General features: G+C 69.2%; 21 protein-coding genes. 7 read left to right on the top strand and 14 right to left on the bottom strand.

Annotation, left to right across the window (positions count from 1 at the left end):
* Positions 1 to 131: 131 nt before the first annotated feature.
* From J2X21_RS13155 to J2X21_RS13130, 6 genes are all read right to left on the bottom strand, one after another.
* Positions 132 to 800 (bottom strand): phosphatase PAP2 family protein, encoded by a 669-nt coding sequence (locus tag J2X21_RS13155; protein WP_310329172.1) that lies wholly within the window; start codon positions 798 to 800, stop codon positions 132 to 134.
* On the bottom strand, positions 797 to 1,444 hold the full coding sequence (locus J2X21_RS13150; RefSeq protein WP_310329168.1) for a hypothetical protein: 648 nt from the start codon (positions 1,442 to 1,444) through the stop codon (positions 797 to 799). Before J2X21_RS13150 ends, J2X21_RS13155 begins: the two co-directional genes overlap by 4 nt.
* A 16-nt stretch (positions 1,445 to 1,460) precedes the next feature.
* The gene (locus J2X21_RS13145) at positions 1,461 to 1,796 is read right to left on the bottom strand and encodes a hypothetical protein (protein ID WP_310329165.1); all 336 of its coding nucleotides are present in this window, start codon (positions 1,794 to 1,796) and stop codon (positions 1,461 to 1,463) included.
* A 10-nt stretch (positions 1,797 to 1,806) separates the two neighbouring features.
* Positions 1,807 to 3,546 carry a M14 family metallopeptidase gene (locus J2X21_RS13140; RefSeq protein ID WP_310329162.1) on the bottom strand — a complete coding sequence of 580 codons (1,740 nt, stop codon included), beginning with the start codon at positions 3,544 to 3,546 and terminating at the stop codon, positions 1,807 to 1,809.
* A gap of 63 nt (positions 3,547 to 3,609) precedes the next feature.
* Positions 3,610 to 6,096 carry a putative bifunctional diguanylate cyclase/phosphodiesterase gene (locus tag J2X21_RS13135; RefSeq protein ID WP_310329159.1) on the bottom strand — a complete coding sequence of 829 codons (2,487 nt, stop codon included), beginning with the start codon at positions 6,094 to 6,096 and terminating at the stop codon, positions 3,610 to 3,612.
* 74 nt (positions 6,097 to 6,170) lie between these two features.
* Positions 6,171 to 6,725 carry a DUF2242 domain-containing protein gene (locus J2X21_RS13130; protein WP_310329156.1) on the bottom strand — a complete coding sequence of 185 codons (555 nt, stop codon included), beginning with the start codon at positions 6,723 to 6,725 and terminating at the stop codon, positions 6,171 to 6,173.
* Between the two features lie 94 nt (positions 6,726 to 6,819).
* Between J2X21_RS13130 and J2X21_RS13125 the strand changes: the two genes are divergently transcribed.
* The 6 genes from J2X21_RS13125 (at position 6,820) to J2X21_RS13100 (ending at position 11,296) form a co-directional block, all read left to right on the top strand.
* Positions 6,820 to 7,476: a hypothetical protein gene (locus J2X21_RS13125; protein ID WP_310329153.1), complete on the top strand. Its 657-nt coding sequence runs from the start codon at positions 6,820 to 6,822 to the stop codon at positions 7,474 to 7,476.
* 263 nt (positions 7,477 to 7,739) lie between these two features.
* Entirely contained in the window at positions 7,740 to 7,952 is a 213-nt protein-coding gene (locus tag J2X21_RS13120) for a cold-shock protein (protein WP_310329150.1), read from the top strand.
* 73 nt (positions 7,953 to 8,025) lie between these two features.
* Positions 8,026 to 8,247 (top strand): hypothetical protein, encoded by a 222-nt coding sequence (locus J2X21_RS13115; protein WP_310329146.1) that lies wholly within the window; start codon positions 8,026 to 8,028, stop codon positions 8,245 to 8,247.
* 156 nt (positions 8,248 to 8,403) lie between these two features.
* Complete coding sequence (locus tag J2X21_RS13110; protein ID WP_310329144.1) at positions 8,404 to 9,465, top strand: trypsin-like serine peptidase; 1,062 nt, start codon at positions 8,404 to 8,406, stop codon at positions 9,463 to 9,465.
* Positions 9,462 to 10,685 (top strand): esterase/lipase family protein, encoded by a 1,224-nt coding sequence (locus J2X21_RS13105; protein WP_310329141.1) that lies wholly within the window; start codon positions 9,462 to 9,464, stop codon positions 10,683 to 10,685. The genes J2X21_RS13110 and J2X21_RS13105 overlap by 4 nt, the downstream gene beginning before the upstream one ends.
* A gap of 167 nt (positions 10,686 to 10,852) precedes the next feature.
* On the top strand, positions 10,853 to 11,296 hold the full coding sequence (locus tag J2X21_RS13100; RefSeq protein WP_310329139.1) for an OsmC family protein: 444 nt from the start codon (positions 10,853 to 10,855) through the stop codon (positions 11,294 to 11,296).
* On the opposite strand, the gene J2X21_RS13095 is transcribed toward J2X21_RS13100, so the two are convergent.
* The 7 genes from J2X21_RS13095 to J2X21_RS13065 all read right to left on the bottom strand — a co-directional run bounded on the left by J2X21_RS13095 (position 11,293) and on the right by J2X21_RS13065 (position 16,872).
* Positions 11,293 to 12,045 (bottom strand): ABC transporter ATP-binding protein, encoded by a 753-nt coding sequence (locus tag J2X21_RS13095; protein ID WP_310329137.1) that lies wholly within the window; start codon positions 12,043 to 12,045, stop codon positions 11,293 to 11,295. The genes J2X21_RS13100 and J2X21_RS13095 overlap by 4 nt on opposite strands.
* Position 12,046: 1 nt before the next feature.
* The gene (locus J2X21_RS13090; protein ID WP_310329133.1) at positions 12,047 to 12,808 is read right to left on the bottom strand and encodes an ABC transporter permease; all 762 of its coding nucleotides are present in this window, start codon (positions 12,806 to 12,808) and stop codon (positions 12,047 to 12,049) included.
* Positions 12,805 to 13,236 carry a cupredoxin domain-containing protein gene (locus J2X21_RS13085; RefSeq protein ID WP_310329131.1) on the bottom strand — a complete coding sequence of 144 codons (432 nt, stop codon included), beginning with the start codon at positions 13,234 to 13,236 and terminating at the stop codon, positions 12,805 to 12,807. Before J2X21_RS13085 ends, J2X21_RS13090 begins: the two co-directional genes overlap by 4 nt.
* The gene (locus J2X21_RS13080; protein WP_310329128.1) at positions 13,233 to 13,808 is read right to left on the bottom strand and encodes an SCO family protein; all 576 of its coding nucleotides are present in this window, start codon (positions 13,806 to 13,808) and stop codon (positions 13,233 to 13,235) included. Before J2X21_RS13080 ends, J2X21_RS13085 begins: the two co-directional genes overlap by 4 nt.
* Positions 13,809 to 13,974: 166 nt before the next feature.
* Complete coding sequence (locus J2X21_RS13075; RefSeq protein WP_310329125.1) at positions 13,975 to 15,012, bottom strand: ABC transporter substrate-binding protein; 1,038 nt, start codon at positions 15,010 to 15,012, stop codon at positions 13,975 to 13,977.
* Between the two features lie 153 nt (positions 15,013 to 15,165).
* The gene (locus J2X21_RS13070; RefSeq protein ID WP_310329123.1) at positions 15,166 to 16,437 is read right to left on the bottom strand and encodes a Glu/Leu/Phe/Val family dehydrogenase; all 1,272 of its coding nucleotides are present in this window, start codon (positions 16,435 to 16,437) and stop codon (positions 15,166 to 15,168) included.
* 198 nt (positions 16,438 to 16,635) lie between these two features.
* Complete coding sequence (locus J2X21_RS13065) at positions 16,636 to 16,872, bottom strand: hypothetical protein (protein WP_310329120.1); 237 nt, start codon at positions 16,870 to 16,872, stop codon at positions 16,636 to 16,638.
* A gap of 256 nt (positions 16,873 to 17,128) precedes the next feature.
* Between J2X21_RS13065 and J2X21_RS13060 the strand changes: the two genes are divergently transcribed.
* Positions 17,129 to 19,120, top strand: a complete 1,992-nt coding sequence (locus J2X21_RS13060; protein ID WP_310329119.1) for a monovalent cation:proton antiporter family protein — start codon at positions 17,129 to 17,131, stop codon at positions 19,118 to 19,120.
* On the opposite strand, the gene J2X21_RS13055 is transcribed toward J2X21_RS13060, so the two are convergent.
* Positions 19,117 to 20,595, bottom strand: coding sequence for a sensor domain-containing diguanylate cyclase (locus J2X21_RS13055; RefSeq protein WP_310329116.1), 1,479 nt, complete (start codon positions 20,593 to 20,595; stop codon positions 19,117 to 19,119). The two genes, J2X21_RS13060 and J2X21_RS13055, sit on opposite strands and share 4 nt — an antisense overlap.
* Positions 20,596 to 20,604: the final 9 nt, after the last annotated feature.

Here is a 20,604-nt window from a genome sequence, read left to right as displayed (position 1 = left end):
CCCCATAAGTGTTCACGTGTCCGCCTCCTTCTAAGCGGACAGATGTTCACTACCGAGGCACGGTCAGATCAACATGTGTTCCCTGGCTGCTTACGGACCTCATGCGCTGCAATGCAGTCCTTCCCACACCATCAGACCCGCGCCCGCCGCACCTCCTTCAGCTGCGACGCCATGCAGAACCACAGCGCCGCCCACCCCGCCCCAAACGCCCAGCCGGCCAGCACGTCGCTGGCCCAGTGCACGCCCAGCATCACGCGGGTGACGCCGATCAGCACGGCCATGAAGGCGGCGATGGCGACGACGAAGGCGCGCAGGTGCAGGCCGTCGTGGCGCTGCGCCACCAGCACGCCCACGGTCAGGTAGAACACCGCCGACATGCTGGCGTGGCCGCTGGGGAAGCTCAGACCCTCCTGCACCAGCGCCGCGAACTCGGGGTCGGGCCTGGCGCGTCCGAAGCCGGCCTTGAGCGCGGTGACGGCCAGCGCACCGGTGCTCATCGCGACGCTGACGGCCACGGCCCGCGCCGGCCGGCCCACGCAGGCCAGGTAGATGGCGGCCAGCACGGTGAACAGCGTCAGCACCGGCGTGCTGCCCAGGCTGCTGAACTCGCGCATGACGGCTTCCACCAGCGGGTGCGCGGCGCGCCACTGCTGGGCCTGGAGCAGCGCGGCCTGGTCCCAGTGGCGCGTGTCGTCCTCGCGCATCTCGCCGGCCAGCGCCGCAAACAGGCTCAGCGCCAGCATCGCAAACGCGAACACCAGCCAGCGGCGCAGCCGGGGTGAAGGGTTGCGCAGGTTCATGGCTCGCGGCCCAGCAAGGCCTTGGCCGCGTCAACGCGCAGCGCCAGCGGCGCGGTTTCGTCGTTCAGCACGCGTTGCAGGAACTGGCGCGGGTTCACGTCGGTGCCGGCGTCTGGGCGCGGCGCGGCCGCCGGGGCCAGGGCTTGCATCGCCGCCTCGAACGCCGCGGGCTTGATGGGTGCCAATCGCGCCAGCAGGTCGGCCTGGCCGTCGGCGCCGGGCGGGATGTCCAGCCAGGGCGTGTCGGCGAACACCGGTGCGAGGTCCGGCGCGACGAAGGCGGACCAGTTGCCCGTCGCGGCGTCCTGCGCGGGAATGGCCGGCACGGTGGCCAGCGCGCGCACACGCGCCGGCGCGATGCCGGGCAGATAGCGCGCTTGCAGCCGCGCGAGAAAGTCCGCCGCGCGCGCGGCGCTGACCGGCTGCTGCAGCGAGAACCACAGCTGCAGCCCGTCCGTGCCGGACACGGCGATGCCAGGCGCCGGCAGCTGCAGGTCCGCCTGCACGCCGCGCCAGAGCTGGCCCAGTGTGTCCCAGTCGGCCGGGCGGGCCAGCTCCAGCAGCAGCGCGCGCACGCGGTCGCCCTCCTGCGTGGTGGATGGCGGCGGGTACAGGCGCTGCAACTCGGCTTGAAGGCGGTTCATGGCGCGAATCTAACCGCTACGCCTGCCACACCCCATAGCCCTTCTCGCGCAACGCAATGCCCAGTTCGACTTCCATGTCGCGCGCGGCCTCGTAGGGCATGGGGTTGTAGACCTCATACAGCTCCGGCAGCAGCCGCTCGCCGTACTTCAGCACGAAGCGGTTGGCCTGCACGCCGGCCATGTGGCGGTCGAAGCGCAGGTCGGGGTCCAGCCCGGTCATGCCGACGTAGACGCAGGGCTTGGTGATGTCGTGATCGGGGTTGGCGTGGCGGAACGCCGGCTCGTTCCACACCTGCTGCGACAGCAGCACCACGTAGACGTGGTGGTGGTGCGGGCGCGGGCGACGCGGCATGGCGGGCTCGTCAGGGCTTCGCGTCGACGCGCAGCACCGGGTACAGGTTCAGCCGCTCATCCCAGCTGGGCGCGCGTCGGTAGAAGAACTCCAGCCGGGCCTTGGGGTCGGCCGCGAACTTGGCGTCGTCGCGCAGCCGGGCGGCGAAGGCCTCGCGCAGCGCCGAACTGGCGGCCAGCTGCTCGCGGGCGACCTGCTCGGCCACATAGGCCTCCATGTATTCCTTGGGCTCGAACGCGGTCGCGAAGCGGCCCCAGGTGGCCATGGAGTCGGGCGCGTCGGGCTCCAGCAGGTGCATGGCCACGGCGGCCAGCGGCTGCGCGATGGGCACGAACAGGCTGCCGGCCGGCAGCTCACGCGTCTCGGCGGCCCAGCGGCCGGTCAGCGTGACGCGCTGGCGGCCCTCGGTGGTGGCGGCGTCGCGCGTGACGCCGTCAGCCCGCCAGGCCTGCGCCGGCAGCGACGCGTGGCCCTGCTTCAGCCGCTCGAAGCGTACGCCGTGCTGGGCTAGTTTTTCGGCCACCCAGCCGGCGTGTTCCGTCGGCACCAGATAGCCGGCGCCTGGCGCGGCGCGGACGACGTCGGGCAGCACGCGGTCGCGCAGCGGCACGCGCCAGATCTCGGGCCGGGTTTCGTCGTAGCGCGTCATCAGCGCGCCGGAGATGTCGCTCGCCGTGCGGGTGTAGGCGTAGCCGCGGAATTCGATGGTGCGCGCCTCGTCGCTGGCGCGCCAGGTCAGCGCCAGCTCGGTCAGCGGGCGGGCATCGGCGGCTTGGGCGGCGCGCAGCCAGTCGCGGCCGTGGCGGGCCACCTGGTCCAGCACGGCGTCCACGGTCTGGCGGGTCAGGCGCACGCGGTGCGGGTAGGGGCGCCAGCTGTGCGTCTCCACCAGCATCGCGAAGCGGTTGCGCAGCCGGAAATAGCCCTGCGAGAAGCGCGGCGTCGACACGCTGTCCTTGAAGCCGCTGGCCGGGTTGTCTTCCTCGATGAAGGACGGGTAGAACGGCAGCGGCAGCGCGCCCTGGGCGGCCAGCGCGTCGATGACGCCGTCGCGCCAGGCGCGGCCGGCCGCGCGCAGCGGCGCGTCGCCCGAGTGCAGCGGCTCCACCATGATGGCGATGTCGTGCTCGAACTGCGCGCCGTTGGTGGCGTGCAGGTCCACGGTGACCAGCGGGTCCCAGTCGCGCACCAGGCCCAGCATGGCCTGCATCTCGGGCGCGTCGGCCTTCAGGTAGTCGCGGTTCAGGTTGAGGTTCTGCGCGGTGGTGCGCCAGCCCATCTGCTCCGGGCCGCGCTGGTTGGGGCGGTGCCAGGGGCCGAAGCGCTCGTGGCCGTCCACGTTGAACACGGGCACGAACACCAGCACCTGCTTCTGCAGCGCGCCCGTCTTGGCGAGCTGCTCGCGCAGCGCGAGGAAGCCGGCGTCCTTGCCGTCGATCTCGCCGGCATGGATGCCGCCCTGCACCAGCGTGACCGGCAGGCCCGCGCGGCGCGCGGCCGCGGGCGTCAGCGCGCCGGACTGGCTGGCCACCAGCGCCCACATCGGCCGGCCCTGCGGCGTGGTACCGAATCGCGTGCAGCGCACATGGCGCGGATGGGCGCGGGCAAAGTCGCGGCACAGCCGCCCCACCTCTTCGTAACGGCCCGTCTGCACGAAGCCGCTGCGTTCGGCGTGCGTGGTCAGCGGCGCGGCGGTGGCGGTGGTGAATGCCAGGGATGCCAGCAACGGGAAGAGCAGGGATCTGAGCATGCAGGGCGCGGGTTCGACGAGAGGCCGCGATTATTCAATCGCAATGCGGCCCGCCCCGGGGCCTCACCCAAACCTGGTATCGGGAAGCTGCAGCAGGCTGCGTGGATGCAAGCGCGTGGACGGCCAGCCGGTGGGCGGCGGGTGGACCGAGTCGAGATGCGCGCCGCGCGCGGCGGCCAGGCCGTCGCGGTGGGCCAGCTCGACGAAGGCCTGGGTTGCCTCGCGTGTCAGTGCGTGTGCATACAGAAAGCCCTGGCCGACGTCGCAACCCAGCTCGGTCAGCACCTGCTGCTGGGCCTCGGTCTCTATGCCCTCGGCCACCGTACGCAGGCCCAGCGCGCGGGCCAGATCGTGCACGGCGGACACGATGGCGCGTGCCGTCGGCCCGGCGCGCGGGTGGTCCAGGTCGGCGATGAAGGCGCGGTCGATCTTCAGCTGGTCCAGCGGCAGGCGGCGCAGATAGGCCAGCGACGAGAAGCCGGTGCCGAAGTCGTCCAGCGCGATGTGCACGCCCACGGTGCGCAGCCGCGCCAGCAGGTCGATGGCGTGCTGGCTGTCCTGCAGCAGCGCCGATTCGGTCAGCTCGATCTCGAGCCGGTCGGCGGCCAGGCCGCTGTGCTGCAGCGCCTCCAGCACATGCTGCTCCATGGGGCTGCGCTCGAACTGCAGCGCCGACACGTTGACCGCCACACGCAGCGTGCCGGGCCAGCGGGCGGCGTCGCGGCAGGCGGTCTGCAACGCCCAGGCACCCATCGCGACGATGAGGCCGCTGTGCTCGGCCAGCGGGATGAACACGGCCGGCGGCACGAGGCCGCGCGTCGGGTGGCGCCAGCGCATCAGCGCTTCGAAGCCCAGCACCCGCCCGCGGGCCAGGTCGATCTGCGGCTGGTAGTGCATCTCCAGCTGGCCGGCATCCAGCGCCAGGCGCAGGTCGGCCAGCAGCGCCACGCGGTCTTGCGCTTCGTGCTGCAGCGTCGGCTCGTACAGCACCAGCCGGTCGCGCCCGGCGGCCTTGGCAGCGAACAGCGCCAGGTCGGCCGCGCGCAGCAGCGGGTCGGGCGCCTGCGCATGGCGGGGCGCGAGGGCGGCGCCTATGCTGGCGCGCACGTCGACCTCGTGGTTGCCCAGCGTCACCGGCACGCGCAGCGCCGTGCGCAACTGTTTGCCCAGGCGCTGCAAGGCCTCGGGGCTGAGCTCGCCGCGCAGCAGCAGCGCGAACTCGTCGGCGCCCAGTCGCGCGACCAGGTCGCCATTGCCGCGCCGCGCGGCCAGGCTGTCGCGCAGGCGTTCGCCGACTGCGGCCAGCAGCTGGTCACCGGCCGCGTGGCCCAGGCTGTCGTTGACCTGCTTGAAGCAGTCCAGGTCCAGCAGCAGCACCGTGCACGGCGACGCCGCATCGCCTTGGAGGTGTGCCGCCAGCTGGCGGTGGAACTGGTGGCGGTTGGCCAGGCCGGTGACGGTGTCCTGGTTGCTGATGCGCTGCAGTTCGCGTTCGCGATCGCGCACGACCGTGACGTCGCTGCCCACACCGCGCCAGCCGGCCCGGCCCGCCAGCCGCCGTGCGCTCAGCGACCACCAGACGTCGGTGCCGTGCAGGCGCAGCCGCAGGTCGTGGTCGCGCAGCGGCGCGCTGCCCATCAGCGCGCTGCCCAGCCGCCCGAGGCGCTCGCGGGCATCTTCGTCATGCTCGGGCAGTAGCCGCGCCAGCAGGCCCAGCAGCGGCTGTCCGGCCAGTGCCTCGGCCGGCTGGCCGAGGTGGTCGGCCAGGCGCTGCGACACATGGCGCAGCCGGCCGCCGCGGTCGATCTCCCACAACCAGTCGCTGGCCTGGTGCTCGAAGTCGTGCAGAAGCAGCGACACGGTCATGCGGTCGCGCGCGGCGGCGTGATGCGCCAGCCGGCCTTGCAGGAACAGGCGTGCGTTGAACAGCGCCGTCAGGCACAGCAGCGCGCCATACGCAGGCAGCAGCGGCAGCAGCCCGTCCATCCAGGTCACCGGCAGCCAGGCGATGCCCAGCGCCAGCGTCGTGCAGACGCCCAGCACCCAGGCGATGGCGGCCACCGGCAGCAGCGCGAACATCCAGGCCGCGCAGGTGATGGCGCCGGCCATGCCGGCCACCAGCGGCGGCTGCAGGTGGGGCGGCACGTGCAGCGCGGCCAGCAGCACCAGCGCGGCGTCCAGCACGCCGCAGGCCAGCAACGCCAGCGCCAGCAGCAGGCTGGCCCGAGCCAGGCGTCGCGGTGCGCGCGGCCGGCGGCGCTCGCGCCGCCACAACAGGCAGGTGCTGCCGTTCAGTGCGATCAGGCCCAGCAGCGTGGCGGCGAGCCAGGCGGGATCGGCGCGCCAGCCGCCGGCGGCCAGCAGCAGCACGGCGGCAATGGCCGTCGCCACGGCCGCCGCGGGCAGCTGCCTGACGACGGCGCGCCACTGGTCGGCGCGCAGGCGCTCACGGGCATCGGCATCCTCGCCCGGCACGTGCCAGGCGATCGCGAGCAACTCACCCAGGCCCGCCAGTGGCGGCCGTATGGAAGGGGGCGAAGGCTCGACCATGGCGAGCCATCCTAGGGCCGCTCACGCCGCGCGCGGTGTGAGGCAATCCCGTAGTGTGAACAGGCCCGCGCCGATCAGCGCTCGGCGGTGTTCTCGCGCAGCATGCGCTGCATCAGCACGAAGAAGCGGTCATAGAACTCACCGGCGGGAATGGTCTCGGACGCGACCTTCACCAGCGAGTCCTCGGTGGACGACAGCGGCACGGAGATGGAGCCCAGCGCGCTGACGCCCAGGCTGGCAGCCTGCGCGTTCTTCTTCAGCACATAGCGGTCCTGCTGCGCGCTGACATAGGCGGTGGCGACCTGGTTCTTGGGGCCGTCGCCCACGCAGACGACGTTGAAGCCGATCTCCACATGCACCTCGCCCTCGGGTTGGAAGCGCTTGGCGCCCTGCACCAAGCCGTTGCCGGCCTTGCTGATGACGTAGCCTTGGCTCAGCAGCGCGCGGCGGGCGGCCTCGCAGGTGTCGTCCACCGGGGCGTCGAACAGGCGGGAGAAGGTTTCCTCGGCGGCGAAGCTCTCGCCCTGGTAGACCTTCTTGGACTTGTCGGACGCCTTGGGCAGGCCGCCGCAGCCGGCCAGCAGGGCGCCGAGCAGCAACGGCAGGAACAGCGAACAGAAACGTGGCATGGGCGGCATTATTCAGTGCCATGACAAAGCGGCCCGCCGGCAACGGTCATGCCTGCGTTGGCGATGACAGGGGCGACCCGGACAGAATGGCGCCATGAAGCGACGCCTGATGCTGAACCTTCCCCTGCTGGCCGCCGCGTCGGAGGCGGGTGCCGAGACTGCCATCGGCGGCCACGGCATGGCCGTGTTCGGCGGGCGCGAGGGCTTGTACGCCTCGCACCTGCCGATGTTCCACGCGCCGCATGACAGCCAGGTCGTGCTGCGGCTGCACCTGGCCGACGCCACCGCCGACCGCGCGCTGCGCGACGAGCTGGCCACCCGTCCGCGGCTGTGGACGCTGGACCCCGAGCCTTTTGACCTGCTGCGCCTCGCGCCCGGCCATGCGCAGCCGCTGCGCGAGTTCAAGGCGCGCTTCTTCGAGGGCCATTTCGAGCGCGGCGGCAAGCCACAGCCCGGCGAGCAGCGCGTGGTGGTGGACGAGGTGCTGCTGTTCCGCCGACTCAAGGCCGCGCCGCGCGAGGCGGGCAAAGGCCGCTACCGGCTGGTGGGCAAGGGCAGCGAGTGGTTTGCGTTCAAGACCATCGACCGCCGGCCGGACTTTGATCACATCGTGCGGCTGGACACGCCGCTGGTGCGCAGCGAGGTGGACGTGGCGTTGCAAGGTCTCACCCGCCCTGACGCGGCCGTGCAGCAGGCTTTCAAGGCCAGGGGCCTGACCGAGATCTATTTCGAAACCGAAGACCTGCGCTGACCGGGAGTTTGCACGCCGCTGGCAGTGATGCATCGCTCATTTGTCGATGCACGCTTGACAGGCGTGCTACTCTGTCCGACATAGATTCGCACAAGACCGTTTTCTCAAGGTCTTTTCTGCAGCCCCGCAGGCCACCCCCTGGCCTCTCTTGCGAGCGGCTCGCTTCAGCAACTCCCCCGGTGAGTGTTCTTGAGTGTTTCTGTCTCTGCACGGCGTGCGCCATGCGGAGGGTTTTCTCCATCTCTAATTTCCAAGGAAACATCATGACTACGCAATCCGGCACCGTGAAGTGGTTCGACGACGGCAAGGGCTTCGGGTTCATCACGCCTGACAACGGCGGCAAGGACCTGTTCGCCCATCACAGCGAAGTGCAGAACAGCGGCGGCTTCCGAACACTGGCTGAAGGCGCCAAGGTTGAATTCGAGGTCACGCAAGGTGCCAAGGGCCCCCAGGCGTCGAAGATCCGCACGCTTTGAGCGTGCAACTGCGGCGCTCGTCGAGCGCCATCGGGCCGGCACCCGCCGGCCCATTCAACAGAAGAAGAACAACATGCTCAACAACAAGAAACTCATCAAGCTCGGGAGATTCCTGATCTCCCCGATGGTTCAGGAAAGATGCGACGGCGGCTTTGACGCTCTCGTCTCCATCCGATCCGGCCGCGGTACAGCCAGCGTGGACCGCATCATGCGGTTCTCTCCCAAGTTCAGCCGTACGGACGCCGCGTTGCGCTACGCCACAACCCAAGGCGTGGCCTGGGTTCGTTGCCAGTGATGCCGCGAGGGTTACCCACCGCGCCGCAGGGCAGTCAAGTACATTGAGTTCATTCGGGGCACGCTGCAAGTGACACCGCCCCACGCTGATTTGCTTGAAGCGCCACCGGCGGAAGCGTCGCCCCTGACGGGACAAGTCCTTGAGAGGAGTTGCCCCTTGTCATTCCCATCCAACTCACCCGCCCCCGAAGAGGTCTCGCCGACTGAAGCGGGGTCGGCGCACGGCGATGTACCTCCCACGCCGGTTTCCGCCGAGCACGCTGAACTGCAGCGCCAGGGAGCCAAGGCGGCCGCGCGAGGCGAGGCGCAGGCGTCGAACCCGATGCTTGAAACGATCAACCAGCCTGTCGCCACGGGAGAGACCGAACGAGTCTGGTCGGATCGCCGCGATGCCTGGGACCGCGGTCACGACGCCCAGCAACGACCGGCGGTCTCGCGGGCGCGCCTGCCTGACGGCATCGCAGCCAACGAGCGCGATCAGGATGAGGCACTGTTCGGCGTCACCCGCGTGCTGACCTTCGCTGGCGCCAAGGGTCTGACATCGGCCAGTGGCTTTTTCTTCGAACGGGACAGCCGGCTCTTCCTCGTCACGAGCCGTCATGTACTGTTTGATGCGCCGACGGGGCACGCGCCCGACCGGATAGAAATCAAACTCCATACCGATGCGCGGAATCTGACCAAGTTGGCCACGCTGTCGATCTTGCTGCATCGTGGCGGCCTGACGGTGTGGAGCCAGGCGCGCGATAGCGTGGGAGAGGTCGATGTCGCGATTCTGGAGCTCGACCGGACCGCGTTGCCGGTGGATTGCGTCGTGCGACCCTTCGGGCCCCAGCACCTTCCGGTTGGATTCGACCTGTTCGTGGTGGGCGACCGACTGGCCATCCCAGGTTTTCCGCTCGGCTTCTTCGACACCGTGCATCACTTGCCCGTGGTGCGGCAAGCCAGTGTTGCCTCCTGGTATGGCGTGCGGTTCCAGGGCCAAGGCTACTTTCTCACCGATGCACGCATGCACCGCGGCAGCAGCGGCGCCCCGGTACTCGCGCGAGTCGAGCCCGCCTCTGCGGGTCGACCGCGCTGGTGCTTGCTGGGTGTGCATTCCAGCCGCATGGACATGGCCTCGCGCGATGCGGTGCTCGACGAATCCCTGGGTTTGAACTGTGCCTGGTATGCCGACGTGCTGCTCCTCCTGACCTCCGGCGCGAGCCAAAACCACCCATGACACAACCTCTACTCCAGGCCGCCGATCTGCGCGGTGCTGCGCGCCTCACCACCGATGCCGTGGCCGGCTTGGCCAGCCTCGTGGAGGCCATGCATGCGCGCATCGCCACGCTGCCCCGAATCCCTGGCCTGGGCGACGCGACGGACGTGGACGAACGCACACAGGGCGTCACGGGCCTTGTCTACAAAACCGTGCGCGGCGTGACCCACCTGACGGGCGGCACGCTCGACGCCTTGCTCGGCTGGCTGGCGCCGGCGCTGGCAGCCCCTGATCCGCACCAAGCGCCCCGCCCCGAGCGCGAGGCCATCCTTGCGGCGCTCAACGGCGTACTGGGCGACCACCTCGCGACGACAGGCAACCCGCTTGCGATTGCGATGCAGTTCCGGCGCGCAGGCCGGCCACTGCCGCTGGAGCGTCATGCGATTCGCTCGCGTCTCGGCGCCGCGACGCCCAAACTGCTGGTGCTGCTGCATGGGCTGTGCATGAACGACCTCCAGTGGCACCGAGAAGAGCATGACCACGGCGAGGCGCTCGCTCGGGAGTTGGGTTACACGCCGGTCTATCTGCACTACAACAGCGGTCTGAGCGTATCGACCAATGGTCGCATCCTGGGGCACCTGATGGAGGGGCTGTACAGCGTCTGGCCCGTGCCCATTGAGCGTCTGACGATGATCGGCCACAGCATGGGCGGGTTGGTGGCCCGCAGCGCCATCCACCATGGCGCGCAGATGCAGCGAGGCGGTCTTCGCTGGCCGGGTCGCGTGGACGACCTGATTTGCCTGGGCACGCCGCACCATGGCGCGCCGCTGGAACGCATGGGCCACGGACTGGACTTGTTGCTTGGCGCCGCGCCGTACGCCGCGCCGCTTGCTCGCCTGGGCAAGGTCCGCAGCGCGGGTATCAACGACCTTCGGCTGGGCAGCATCGTGAGAGGGTCTGCCGCGGCAGATGACACGCGTGGTGCAGACCACGTCGCCTTGCCGGGCGGCACCCGTTGCTTTGCCATTGCCGCCAGCCTCGGCCCCGCCTCTGGCAGCCTGAAAGCGCGAGCCTTCGGGGACGGCCTGGTACCTGTCGCCAGCGCGCTGGGCCAGCACGGCAACCCAGACCTCCGCCTGGGATTCGCACCGGAGCGCCAGGCGGTCGTGCACGAGACGGGCCACCTCGATTTGTTGTCGAGTACCGAGGTCGCGGCGCTGATGACGGGGTGGCTGAGGTGAGGATCTTGCTCCTGTGATGGCAATGAGCGGCGCAACGCGCTCCAGATGGCCAGGCGGGTGATTGGAGCAGCGCGATCATCTCGTGTGATCTGCGCGTGGAGAGGGTTCGATACATTCACTTCCAGCTCGACACTTCGTTATCAACCACCTTTCGCGCGAGGAGCCCCATGGACAAACCCAGCGTCACCCTGATCCAGCGTCAGGGCTACCAGTTCGAACATCACTACGCACCCAGCATCCCGGTGCTGTTGTCCGACGAACCCGCGCCCATGGGTACCGGCCAGGGCCCCGACCCGGTCGAGCTGCTGGCGTCGGCGGTGGGCAACTGCCTCAGCGCGTCGTTGTGGTTCGCCAGCCAGAAATACAAGGACGATCCGTCGCCGCTGCGCACCGAGGTCAAGGCGACCGTGGGCCGCAACGAGCGCAACCGCAACCGCGTGCAAGGCCTGGCGGTGGATCTGCACCTGGGCAAGCCCGCCGCTGAGCTGGGCCACATCCAGCGCGTGCTGGACACCTTCGAGGACTTCTGCACCGTCACGCAGAGCGTGGCGCCCGCCATTCCGGTGACGCTGCGGGTGCTGGACAGCACCGGCGCCGTGCTGAAAGGCTAAGCGGGCATTTCGAGGCCAAGCTCTTTCAGGATCGCCTCGCGCAGCTGATCCATCTCGGGGCTGATGAGCCGCCGCGGATGCGGCATGTCCAGCTCGAAGCGGGCCTGGATGCGCGTGGGTCGGGGCGACAGCACGAAGATGTGATCGGCCATGTAGAGGGCTTCGTCCACGTCGTGGGTGATGAGCAGCACCGTGTGCTTCTCCTCGGCCAGGATGCGCAGCAACTCATTGCGCATGCGCAGGTTCATCAGCGCGTCCAGCGCGGAGAAGGGCTCGTCCAGGTACAGGATCTCGGGCTTCACGATGAAGGCCCGCGCCAGCTCCACGCGCTTGAGCATGCCGCCCGACAGTTCGTGCGGGTAGGCGTTCTCGAAGCCCTTCAGGCCCACCATCGCGGCGTAGTGGTCGGCCAGCGCGGCGTCGCCGGCCTTCTCGCCGGTCAGGCCGAACATCAGGTTCTGCTGCACGGTCAGCCACGGGAACACCGAGCCGTACTGCGAGATGACGATGCCCTGCGGGCTGGGGCCCGGGTGCGGCCGGCCGTCGATGAGCAGCTGGCCACCGTCGGGCTTCTCGAAGCCCGCCAGGATGTTCATCAGCGTGGACTTGCCGCAGCCCGACGGGCCGACGATGGCGACGAACTGGCCTTCGCCGACTTCGAAGTCCACGCCGGCTATGACGGGAAGCAGCCCGCCCTTGGCGGCCCTGAAACCCTTGGTCAGGCCCTTGACGCAAATCTTGGGCTTCATTTCAGCGGACATAACGCCACCTGACAGTCTTCAGTTTTTCGAGCAGGCGCGTGATGCCGTCCAGCATCAGGCCGATCATGCCGATGAGGATCATGGCCGCGATGACGAGGTCGTAGCGGTTGCCGGCGTTGCGCGAGTCCATGATGAGATAGCCCAGGCCCGAGCGCAGCGCGATCATCTCCGCTGCGACGACCACCAGCCAGGCCACGCCGATGCCGATTCGCATGCCGATGATGATCTCGGGCAGCACGGCCGGGATGACGACGCGGCGGAACAGCGTGCCGCGCGACACGCCGAAGTTGGCGGCGGCGCGCAGGTAGCGGCGGTCGATGGTGTGCACGCCCGACGTGGTCTGCACGATGAGCGGGAACACCGAGGCCATGAAGATCAGAAAGATGGGCGAGGCCTCGCCCACGCCGAACCACAGGATGGCCAGCGGGATCCACGCGATGGGCGAGATGGGCCGCAGCATCTGGAAGATGGGGTTGAAGGTGCGGTAGGCGCCGCTCACCCAGCCCATCCACAGGCCCAGCGGGATGCCGATGAGCATCGCGGCGCCGAAGCCCATGCCTACGCGGTACAGCGACGCGGTGATGTGCTCCCACAGCGTGCCGTCCTCGGCCAACTCCAGCGTGCCGGTGACGACCTGCCACGGGGTCGGGAAGATGGGGCTTTCGGTGTGGTCGACGATCCACCACCAGACCGCGATGACGGCGGCGATGACGGCCAGGGGCGGCAGGATCTTGCCGATGCGGGAGTTCAAGAGGCGGTCTCCGTTTTGGGTTGTTTCTTCCAGTGCTGCCAGCGCCACTGCAGCCGTTGCCAACCCGGCTCGGGCGTCGGCGCGACGACGACGGCCATCTGGCCGCTGGCGTGGGCACTGCACGCGAAGCTGTAGGTCGACGCCACCTCGAACGGCAGCCTGAAGCTCTGACCCGGCATGATGAGCACGGGCCCGAACTGTTGCGGCACCTCGTCCTTGTTGCGCAGCAAGAGCTGGTCGTTGAGGCCCAGCGTCAGGTGGATGGTGTCGGGCAGGATCTCCTCCCTGCTGCCGGCCATGCGGCGCTTGAAGGTGCCGGGCGGGATCTCGAACAACTCGTCTCGCGTGGGAAGCTCCAGGGGGGCGAACGCGGCCCAGCCTGCGGGAGCCAGCAGCGCCACCGGCAGAAGCCAGAGCAGACGCTTCACTTCTGAGCCAGAAGCAAGCGGAGGTCGTGCACGAAGTCCTTGGCCTCGTGGCCGTAGGGCATCATGGCCTTGAGCCTGCCAGCGCGGTCGATGAGCCAGACCGAGGTGGAATGGTTCATGCCATACGCGTTGGGCTGCTTGGACGCGATCTTCTCGGCGACGACGCCATAGCGCTTGCGCATCGCCTCCAGCCGGGCCGGCGTGTCGGTGCCGCCCACGAAGGTCGTGTCGAAGGCGCGCAGGTAGGCGCTGATGCGGTTCAGGTCGTCACGCTCGGGGTCCACCGTCACGTAGATGACCTGCACGTCCGTGGCCGCCGCGCCGAGGTCCTTGCGCGCCTGGGCGAGCGTCGCCAGCGTCGTGGGGCAGACCTCGGGGCACAGCGTGAAGCCGAACACCAGCATGACGACCTTGCCCTTGAACCGGGCGAGGTTCAGCTCCGCGCCGTCGCTGCCCTTCAGCGAGAACTCCGGCGCCGCCTGGGCGGGTTCGAAGACGCCGGCCTTCAGGCGCGGCGCGTTGGCGAGTGCGGAGGCGGGCAGGGCCGCCAGCAACAAGTAGCGACGTTTCATATCCGTGATCCAGGCCGCTTGCTTCGGGCCGAGCGCCGGGCCGCTCCCAAGCCGGCCCGTCTGGCGATGTGCTTGCCGGTCAATCCGGCAGGCATCGCCGTCCCCTCGGGGGACCGACTGGAGCTGCCCGCGTTCAGCGGCGCAGGGCTGGGCGAGGGGCTCACAGTCATAGCGGCATGGGCGCGGCCTTGGCGGCCTTCACGAAACTCTCGTCCACATACTTCTCATAGGCCACCGGCGTCTTCAGCGTGCCGGCTTCCATGGAGAGCTTCATCAGCTCGTCGAACTCGGCGCGGATCATGCGCAGGTCGCCATAGGTCACGCGGTCCGTCGGGTTCTCCATCACGAAGCGCAGGATGTTGGGGTCCTGGTTGAAGTACTTGCGGCCCGCGGCGATCTGGATGGCCTTTTCGCGGTTGGCCTGCTGCTGGTCCAGCCAGTTGCCGGCGCCCTGGATGTGGTTGACCAGGTCCTGCACCAGCGGCCGGTTCTCCTTGATGAGTTCCTCGCGCACGGTCAGCACGCAGCAGATGTAGTTGCGCCATTCGTCGCGCGTCATGCGCAGCGGCCGGGCGTAGCCGGCGCGCTGGGCGGCGGCGCCGAAGGGCTCGCCGGTGCAGTAGCCGTCCACGGCCTTGGCGTAGAGTGCCGCCGGCATGTCGGGCGGCGGCATCTCGACGATCTGGATGTCCTTGGGCGTCATGCCCTCCTGCGTCAGCATCTTGCGCAGGAACAGGAAGTCCACCGCGAAGCGGCTGGGGATGGCGATGCGCTTGCCCGTCAGGTCCTTGAACTTCTTGTAGGGCGAGTCGGTGCGCACCATGATGACGGCGCCCGAGCGGTGACCCAGCGAGACGATCTTGACCGGGATCTTCTTGTCCGCCAGATCCATGACCAGCGGCGCCAGCATGTAGGCGGCCTGGATGCCGCCGGTCATCAGCGACTCCTTGATCTCCGGCCAGCCGTTGTACTTGCTGTACTCGAAGCGGAAGGCGTCGCTGCCGGCCGCCTTGTTGCTGTTGGCGCGGGCCATGCAGGCCACGGGCAGCGTCAGGTTGCAGGTGACCGGCAGGCCGCCGACGATGAGCGGCTTGGGCGCGGCCAGCGCCGCGGTGGCGGGCAGCAGCACCGCGGCCGCCAGACCTTGCAGGACGTGGCGGCGGTCGAGGCCGGCTGGCGAGGATGGGGGGAATTCGGGAGTCATGACGGGCTGATGCGCCAATTTGCCCGCTTCCCGCAGGCTGTCCATCCGGATTCACCGAATTGTGCCTATGTACCTACGCGTCACCGCCGGGCGCCCGGGCAAGAAAAAACGCCGGCTGGCGCCGGCGTTTGCGAGGGGGGCGCGAGGCCGATCTCAGGGGTACAGGCCACGCTCCTCGCGCGCCTGCAGCACCCGCGTGCAAGCCACCGTGAAGGCCGCGGTGCGCAGCGGGATCTTGTGCTGCTCGCCCGTTTCCCAGATGTGCTTGAACGCGCCGATCATGATTTTGTCCAGGCGCACATTGATCTCGTCCTCGGTCCAGAAGAACGAGCTGAAGTCCTGCACCCACTCGAAGTAGGAGACGGTCACGCCGCCGGCGTTGGCGATGACGTCCGGCACCACGGTGATGCCGCGGTCGGCCAGCACGGCCTCGCCGTCAGGCGTCGTCGGGCCATTGGCGCCTTCCAGCACCAGGCGGGTCTGCAGCGACTGGGCGCGCTCGGCGGTGATCTGGCCTTCCAGCGCGGCGGGGATCAGCACGTCGCTCTTGACGTTCCAGAAGTCCTCGTTGGCGATCATGTCGCCGCCCTTGAAGCCGGCCACGCCGCGCGTCTGCGCCACGTGGTCCAGCAGGTTGGTCATGTCGAAGCCGTTGCTGTTGACGAGGGTGCCCGTGTGGTCCTGCACGGCGACGATCTTGGCGCCGTTGGCGGCGAACAGCTTGGCGGCGATGGAGCCGACGTTGCCGAAGCCCTGCACGGCGATGCGGGCGCCGTCCATTTCCATGTTCAGGCGGCGCATGGCTTCGCGGCCGACGACGAACACGCCGCGGCCGGTGGCGGCCACGCGGCCCAGCGAGCCACCCAGCGGGATGGGCTTGCCGGTGACGACGCCGGTCGCCGTGGCGCCGGTGTTCATCGAGTAGGTGTCCATCATCCAGGCCATGATCTGGCCGTTGGTGTTGACGTCAGGCGCCGGGATGTCCTGGTTGGGGCCGATGATGATGCCGATCTCGCTGGTGTACCGGCGCGTAACTTTCTCCAGCTCCTTCAGCGACAGCATGGCCGGATCCAGCCGGATGCCGCCCTTGGCGCCGCCATAGGGCAGGTTGACCGCGGCGTTCTTGACCGTCATCCAGGCCGACAGCGCCATCACTTCTTCCAGCGTCACGTCCGGGTGGTAACGCACACCACCCTTGCCGGGGCCGCGCGTCAGGCTGTGCTGGACGCGATAGCCCTCGAAGTGGGCGATGGTGCCGTTGTCCATCTCGATGGGGATGTCCACGATCAGCGCCCGCTTGGGGCGGCGCAGCGTCTCGACCCAGCGGCGCAGGTGGCCCAGATAGGGTTCGACGGCGTCGATCTGCGACAGATAGGTGCCCCACGGACTGTTGCGCGTGGGCGAGACGAAGGACAGGTTGGGCATGAAACGCTCCGTAATTTTTTAGTGGGCGAACGGTAGCGCGAAGCCGGGGTTCGTCGCTACAACTTGTCTAGCCAAGTGGGTATGCGCTTATGCAAGCCGTGCATGGCTTTGAGGATTCGTGAGGGATTTCACTGCGGCCTGCTCGTTCGGGCAACAAAAAACCCGGCCTGGGCCGGGGTGGGTGTGGAGCGCTACTTCTTATGGGGTGGCCAGCGCCCGCTTGAAGTCCGCATCGTCGAACAGCTTGCCGGTCAGCGTCTTGTAGAGCGCGCCGTACTGGTTGATGGCAGCCGGCAGCGCGATGGCGCCGACGAAGGACGAATCCCAGGACGACTCGGCAACGATCTCCTTGTCGAACAGCGTGCTGCCGGCGCGCTTGACCTGGATGCGGGCGGCCAACCGGCCCTTGCCGGTGCCTATGGCGGCGTCCACCATGCTGTCGGTCAGCTGGCCTTCGATGACGAAGTTGGACTTCGCGTCCAGCAGGCCCGCGGCAGTCAGCTCGGTGGCGATCTCGTCGCGCAGCTGGCCCGCGAAGCTGCCCTCTCGGCCCCGATCGGCCCGTGGATCGCTTGTCCGCGGTTGCTGCGGAGGGCGACTCTGGCCGGCGCGGACTATAGGTACGTGCCCGGGCGTCGCTTGCCCGCACTATCCCGGGTTTGAGGGCGAACGTGACGAATACCATCGCCCGGTGACCTCCCTCGACCTCGCCCTCCTCTATCTCGTCGCTGCGGTGCTGGGCGTCGTCGCTTGCCGCTCGCTGAAGCTGCCGCCCATGCTGGGCTATCTGGTGGTGGGCGTGGTCATAGGTCCCAATGCGCTGGCGGTGGCGCAGGACTCGGCCAGCATCAGCTATCTGGCCGAGTTCGGCGTCGTGTTCCTGATGTTCTCCATCGGGCTGGACTTCAACCTGCCCAAGCTGCGCGCGCTGAAGACGGCCGTGTTCGGCATCGGCATGGCGCAGGTGGCCATCACGGTGGCCGGCGCCATCGTCGGCAACGCGCTGCTGATCTACGCCTTCGCGATGCTGGGCCGCGCCTGGGAGATGCAGTGGCAGGGCGCGCTGGTGCTGGGCGCCGCGATGGCCATGAGCTCCACCGCCATCGTCGTCAAGCTGATGGCCGAGCGGCTGGAGGTGGAGAGCCCGCACGGCAAGCTGGTCATGGGCGTGCTGCTGTTCCAGGATCTGGCCGTGGTGCCGTTGCTGGTGCTGATCCCGGCGCTGAACAGCGGCGCCGAGGAGATGGCCAATGCGCTGGCCATCGCGGCCGCGAAGGCGACTGTCGTGCTGGGGCTGTTGCTGTACGGTGGCCAGAAGGCCATGCGCTGGTGGCTGACGCTGGTGGCGCGGCGCAAGAGCGAGGAGCTGTTCATGCTGAACCTGCTGCTCGTCACGCTGGGCCTGGCCTGGCTGACCGAGCACGCGGGGCTGAGCCTGGCGCTGGGCGCGTTCGTGGCCGGCATGCTGATCTCGGAGACCGAGTACCGCCATCAGGTGGAGACCGACATCCGGCCCTTCCACGACGTGCTGCTGGGCCTGTTCTTCATCACCATCGGCATGAAGCTGGACTGGCGGCCGCTGGTGGACCACTGGTGGCTGGTCATCCTGCTGACGGCACTGCCGGTGGTGGCCAAGTTCGTGCTGACGGCGGGCCTGGTGCGGCTGTTCCGCCAGCCGCCCGGCGTGGCGCTGCGCACGGGCCTGTACTTGGCGCAGGCCGGCGAGTTTGGCTTCGTGCTGCTGACGCTGGGCGCGCAGCACAACCTGGTCGCCCCGCAATGGGTCAGCCCGGTGCTGGCGAGCATGGTGCTGTCCATGCTGGCCACGCCCATCCTCATCATGTACAGCAACCGCATCGTCATGAAGCTGTCCAGCAGCGACTGGCTGATGCAGTCGGTGCAGCTGACCACCATCGCGAAGAAGAGCATCAAGGCCGAGGCCCACGTCATCATCTGCGGCTACGGCCGCTCGGGCCAGAACCTGGCGCGGCTGCTGGAGGGCGAGCACATCCCCTACATGGCGCTGGACCTGGACCCCGACCGCGTGCGCCAGGCCGCCGCGGCCGGGCAGAGCGTCGTGTTCGGCGACGCGGCCAAGGTGCAGAGCCTGATGGCGGCCGGCCTCGCGCGCGCCAGCGCGGTGGTGGTCAGCTATCACGACACGCCGTCGGCGCTGAAGATCCTGGATCTCGTGCGCGCGCATGCGCCCAAGGTGCCGGTGATCGTGCGCACCATCGACGACAGCGATCTGGAGAGGCTCAAGACGGCCGGCGCCACCGAGGTCGTGCCCGAGGCCATCGAGGGCTCGCTGATGCTGGCCTCGCATGCGCTGGCGCTGGTGGGCGTGCCCATGCGCCGCGTCATCCGCATCACGCGCGATGCGCGGGACCAGCGCTACGGCCTGCTGCGCGGCTATTTCCACGGCGCGGACGACGACACCAGCGACGATGCCGAGCAGGAGCGGCTGCGCTCCGTCACGCTGCCCAGCGCTTCGGCGCTGGACGGGCAGGCGGTCAGCGAGCTGCTGCTGGCGCAACAGGGCCTGGGGCTGGTGTCGCTGCGCCGCGCCAACGGCGCCGTGCTGGTGCCCGACGACGCCACGCGCGTGGCGGCGGGCGACACGCTGGTGCTGTCCGGCACGCCGGAGGCGCTGGCGCTGGCCGAAGAGAGGTTGATGCGTTAGCCGGGCATGGCCGGCCGCTCCGCCCGCACGCGGTTGCGGCCCTCGCTCTTGGCGAGATAGAGGGCCTCGTCGGCCCGGCCCACCAGGCTGGACAGGCTGTCGCCCGGGCGGTACTCGGCGCAACCGCCGCTCAGCGTCACGCGCAGCGGGCCGGTCGCGGTGGGGAAGGGCGTGTCCGCGACGATGCCGCGCAGCCGCTCGGCGAACTCCAGCGCCGCCTGCGGCCCGCCGTGCAGCAGCGCGATGAACTCCTCGCCGCCCCAGCGCCCCCCCAGGTCGGACTTGCGCAGCACCGCGCGCAGCCGCCGCGCCAGCTCCACCAGCACCTCGTCGCCCACGTTGTGGCCGTGCTGGTCGTTGACGCGCTTGAAGTGGTCCACATCCACCAGCAGCAGCGTCAGCGCGCCGCCGTGCCGCTCGGCCGTGTCCATGGCGCGCTGCGCCTCGGCGCTGAAGCAGCGCCGGTTGGCGATGCCGGTCAGCGCGTCCTCCTGGGCCAGGCGGTTCAGCTCGCGCTCGGCCTGGCGCCATTCCGTGATGTAGTGCTGGATGGACACCACCACTGGCTGCCCGTCCACGTCGAAGCAGCGCCGCTTGAACACGACGCGGAAGCACTCCTCGCCGGTCACCGGGAGCACGCTCTGCTCCTCCTTGACGATCTCCTCGCCCCGCAGCACCTGCTGGTCTTCCAGCAGCGAGGTCTCGCCGACGCCGGCGCGCGGTGCCAGGTCCATCGCATTGAGCCCGATCAGCTCCTCGCGGCTCATGCCGCGCAGCCGCACCGCGGTGGCGTTGACCATCACGAGGCGGCTCTGCGCGTCCTTGATGTAGATGGCGTCGGGCAGCAGGTCGATGAGGTCCTGCACGAACTGTTCGGTGCGCAGACGCAGCTGCACCTCGCGCTCCAGCGCCTGCTTGTGGCCGCGCTCGGCCACGCGCCATTCGGTGATGTGGTGGTCGATGCCGACGACCACGGGCTTGCCGTCCAGGTAGACGCCGCGGCGTTTGCTGATGATGCGGAACACTTCCTCGCCGGTGTGGTGGCGCTGGGTGTGCTCCTCCTTGCGCAGCTCGGCGCCGGCCAGGATGCGCTCGTCTTCTTCCAGCGACAGCGCGCGGTTGGCGGTGTCCTCGGCCCGCCCCACCAGCTGGCCGGCCAGCACGTCGGCCTTGCTCATGCCGTGGTAGCGGGCGAAGGCCTCGTTGACCATCACGTAGCGGCCGCCCTGCTGCTTGACGTAGGTCGGGTCGGGGATGGCGTCGATGAGGACCTGGGCGAACTCCCGCGAGCGCTCCGCCGCGGCGGTGCGGCGCCGTTCGGTACGAGTCAGGCTGTTCAGCGTCGGCGCGAAGGCCGCCAGGCCCACGACCAGCGCCGTGGCGCCGGCGGGCGCATCCAGCAGCACGCAGGCGCCGGCCACCAGCATGGCGGGCAGGGCCAGCAGCAGCGAGCGCACGAGTGCGGCAGGCGTCACGTCAGGTCG

Origin of the sequence: Roseateles asaccharophilus, assembly GCF_031458115.1 — a bacterium.
Lineage (GTDB): Bacteria > Pseudomonadota > Gammaproteobacteria > Burkholderiales > Burkholderiaceae_C > Pelomonas > Pelomonas asaccharophilus_A.
This window is presented reverse-complemented; position numbering and strand designations above follow the sequence as displayed.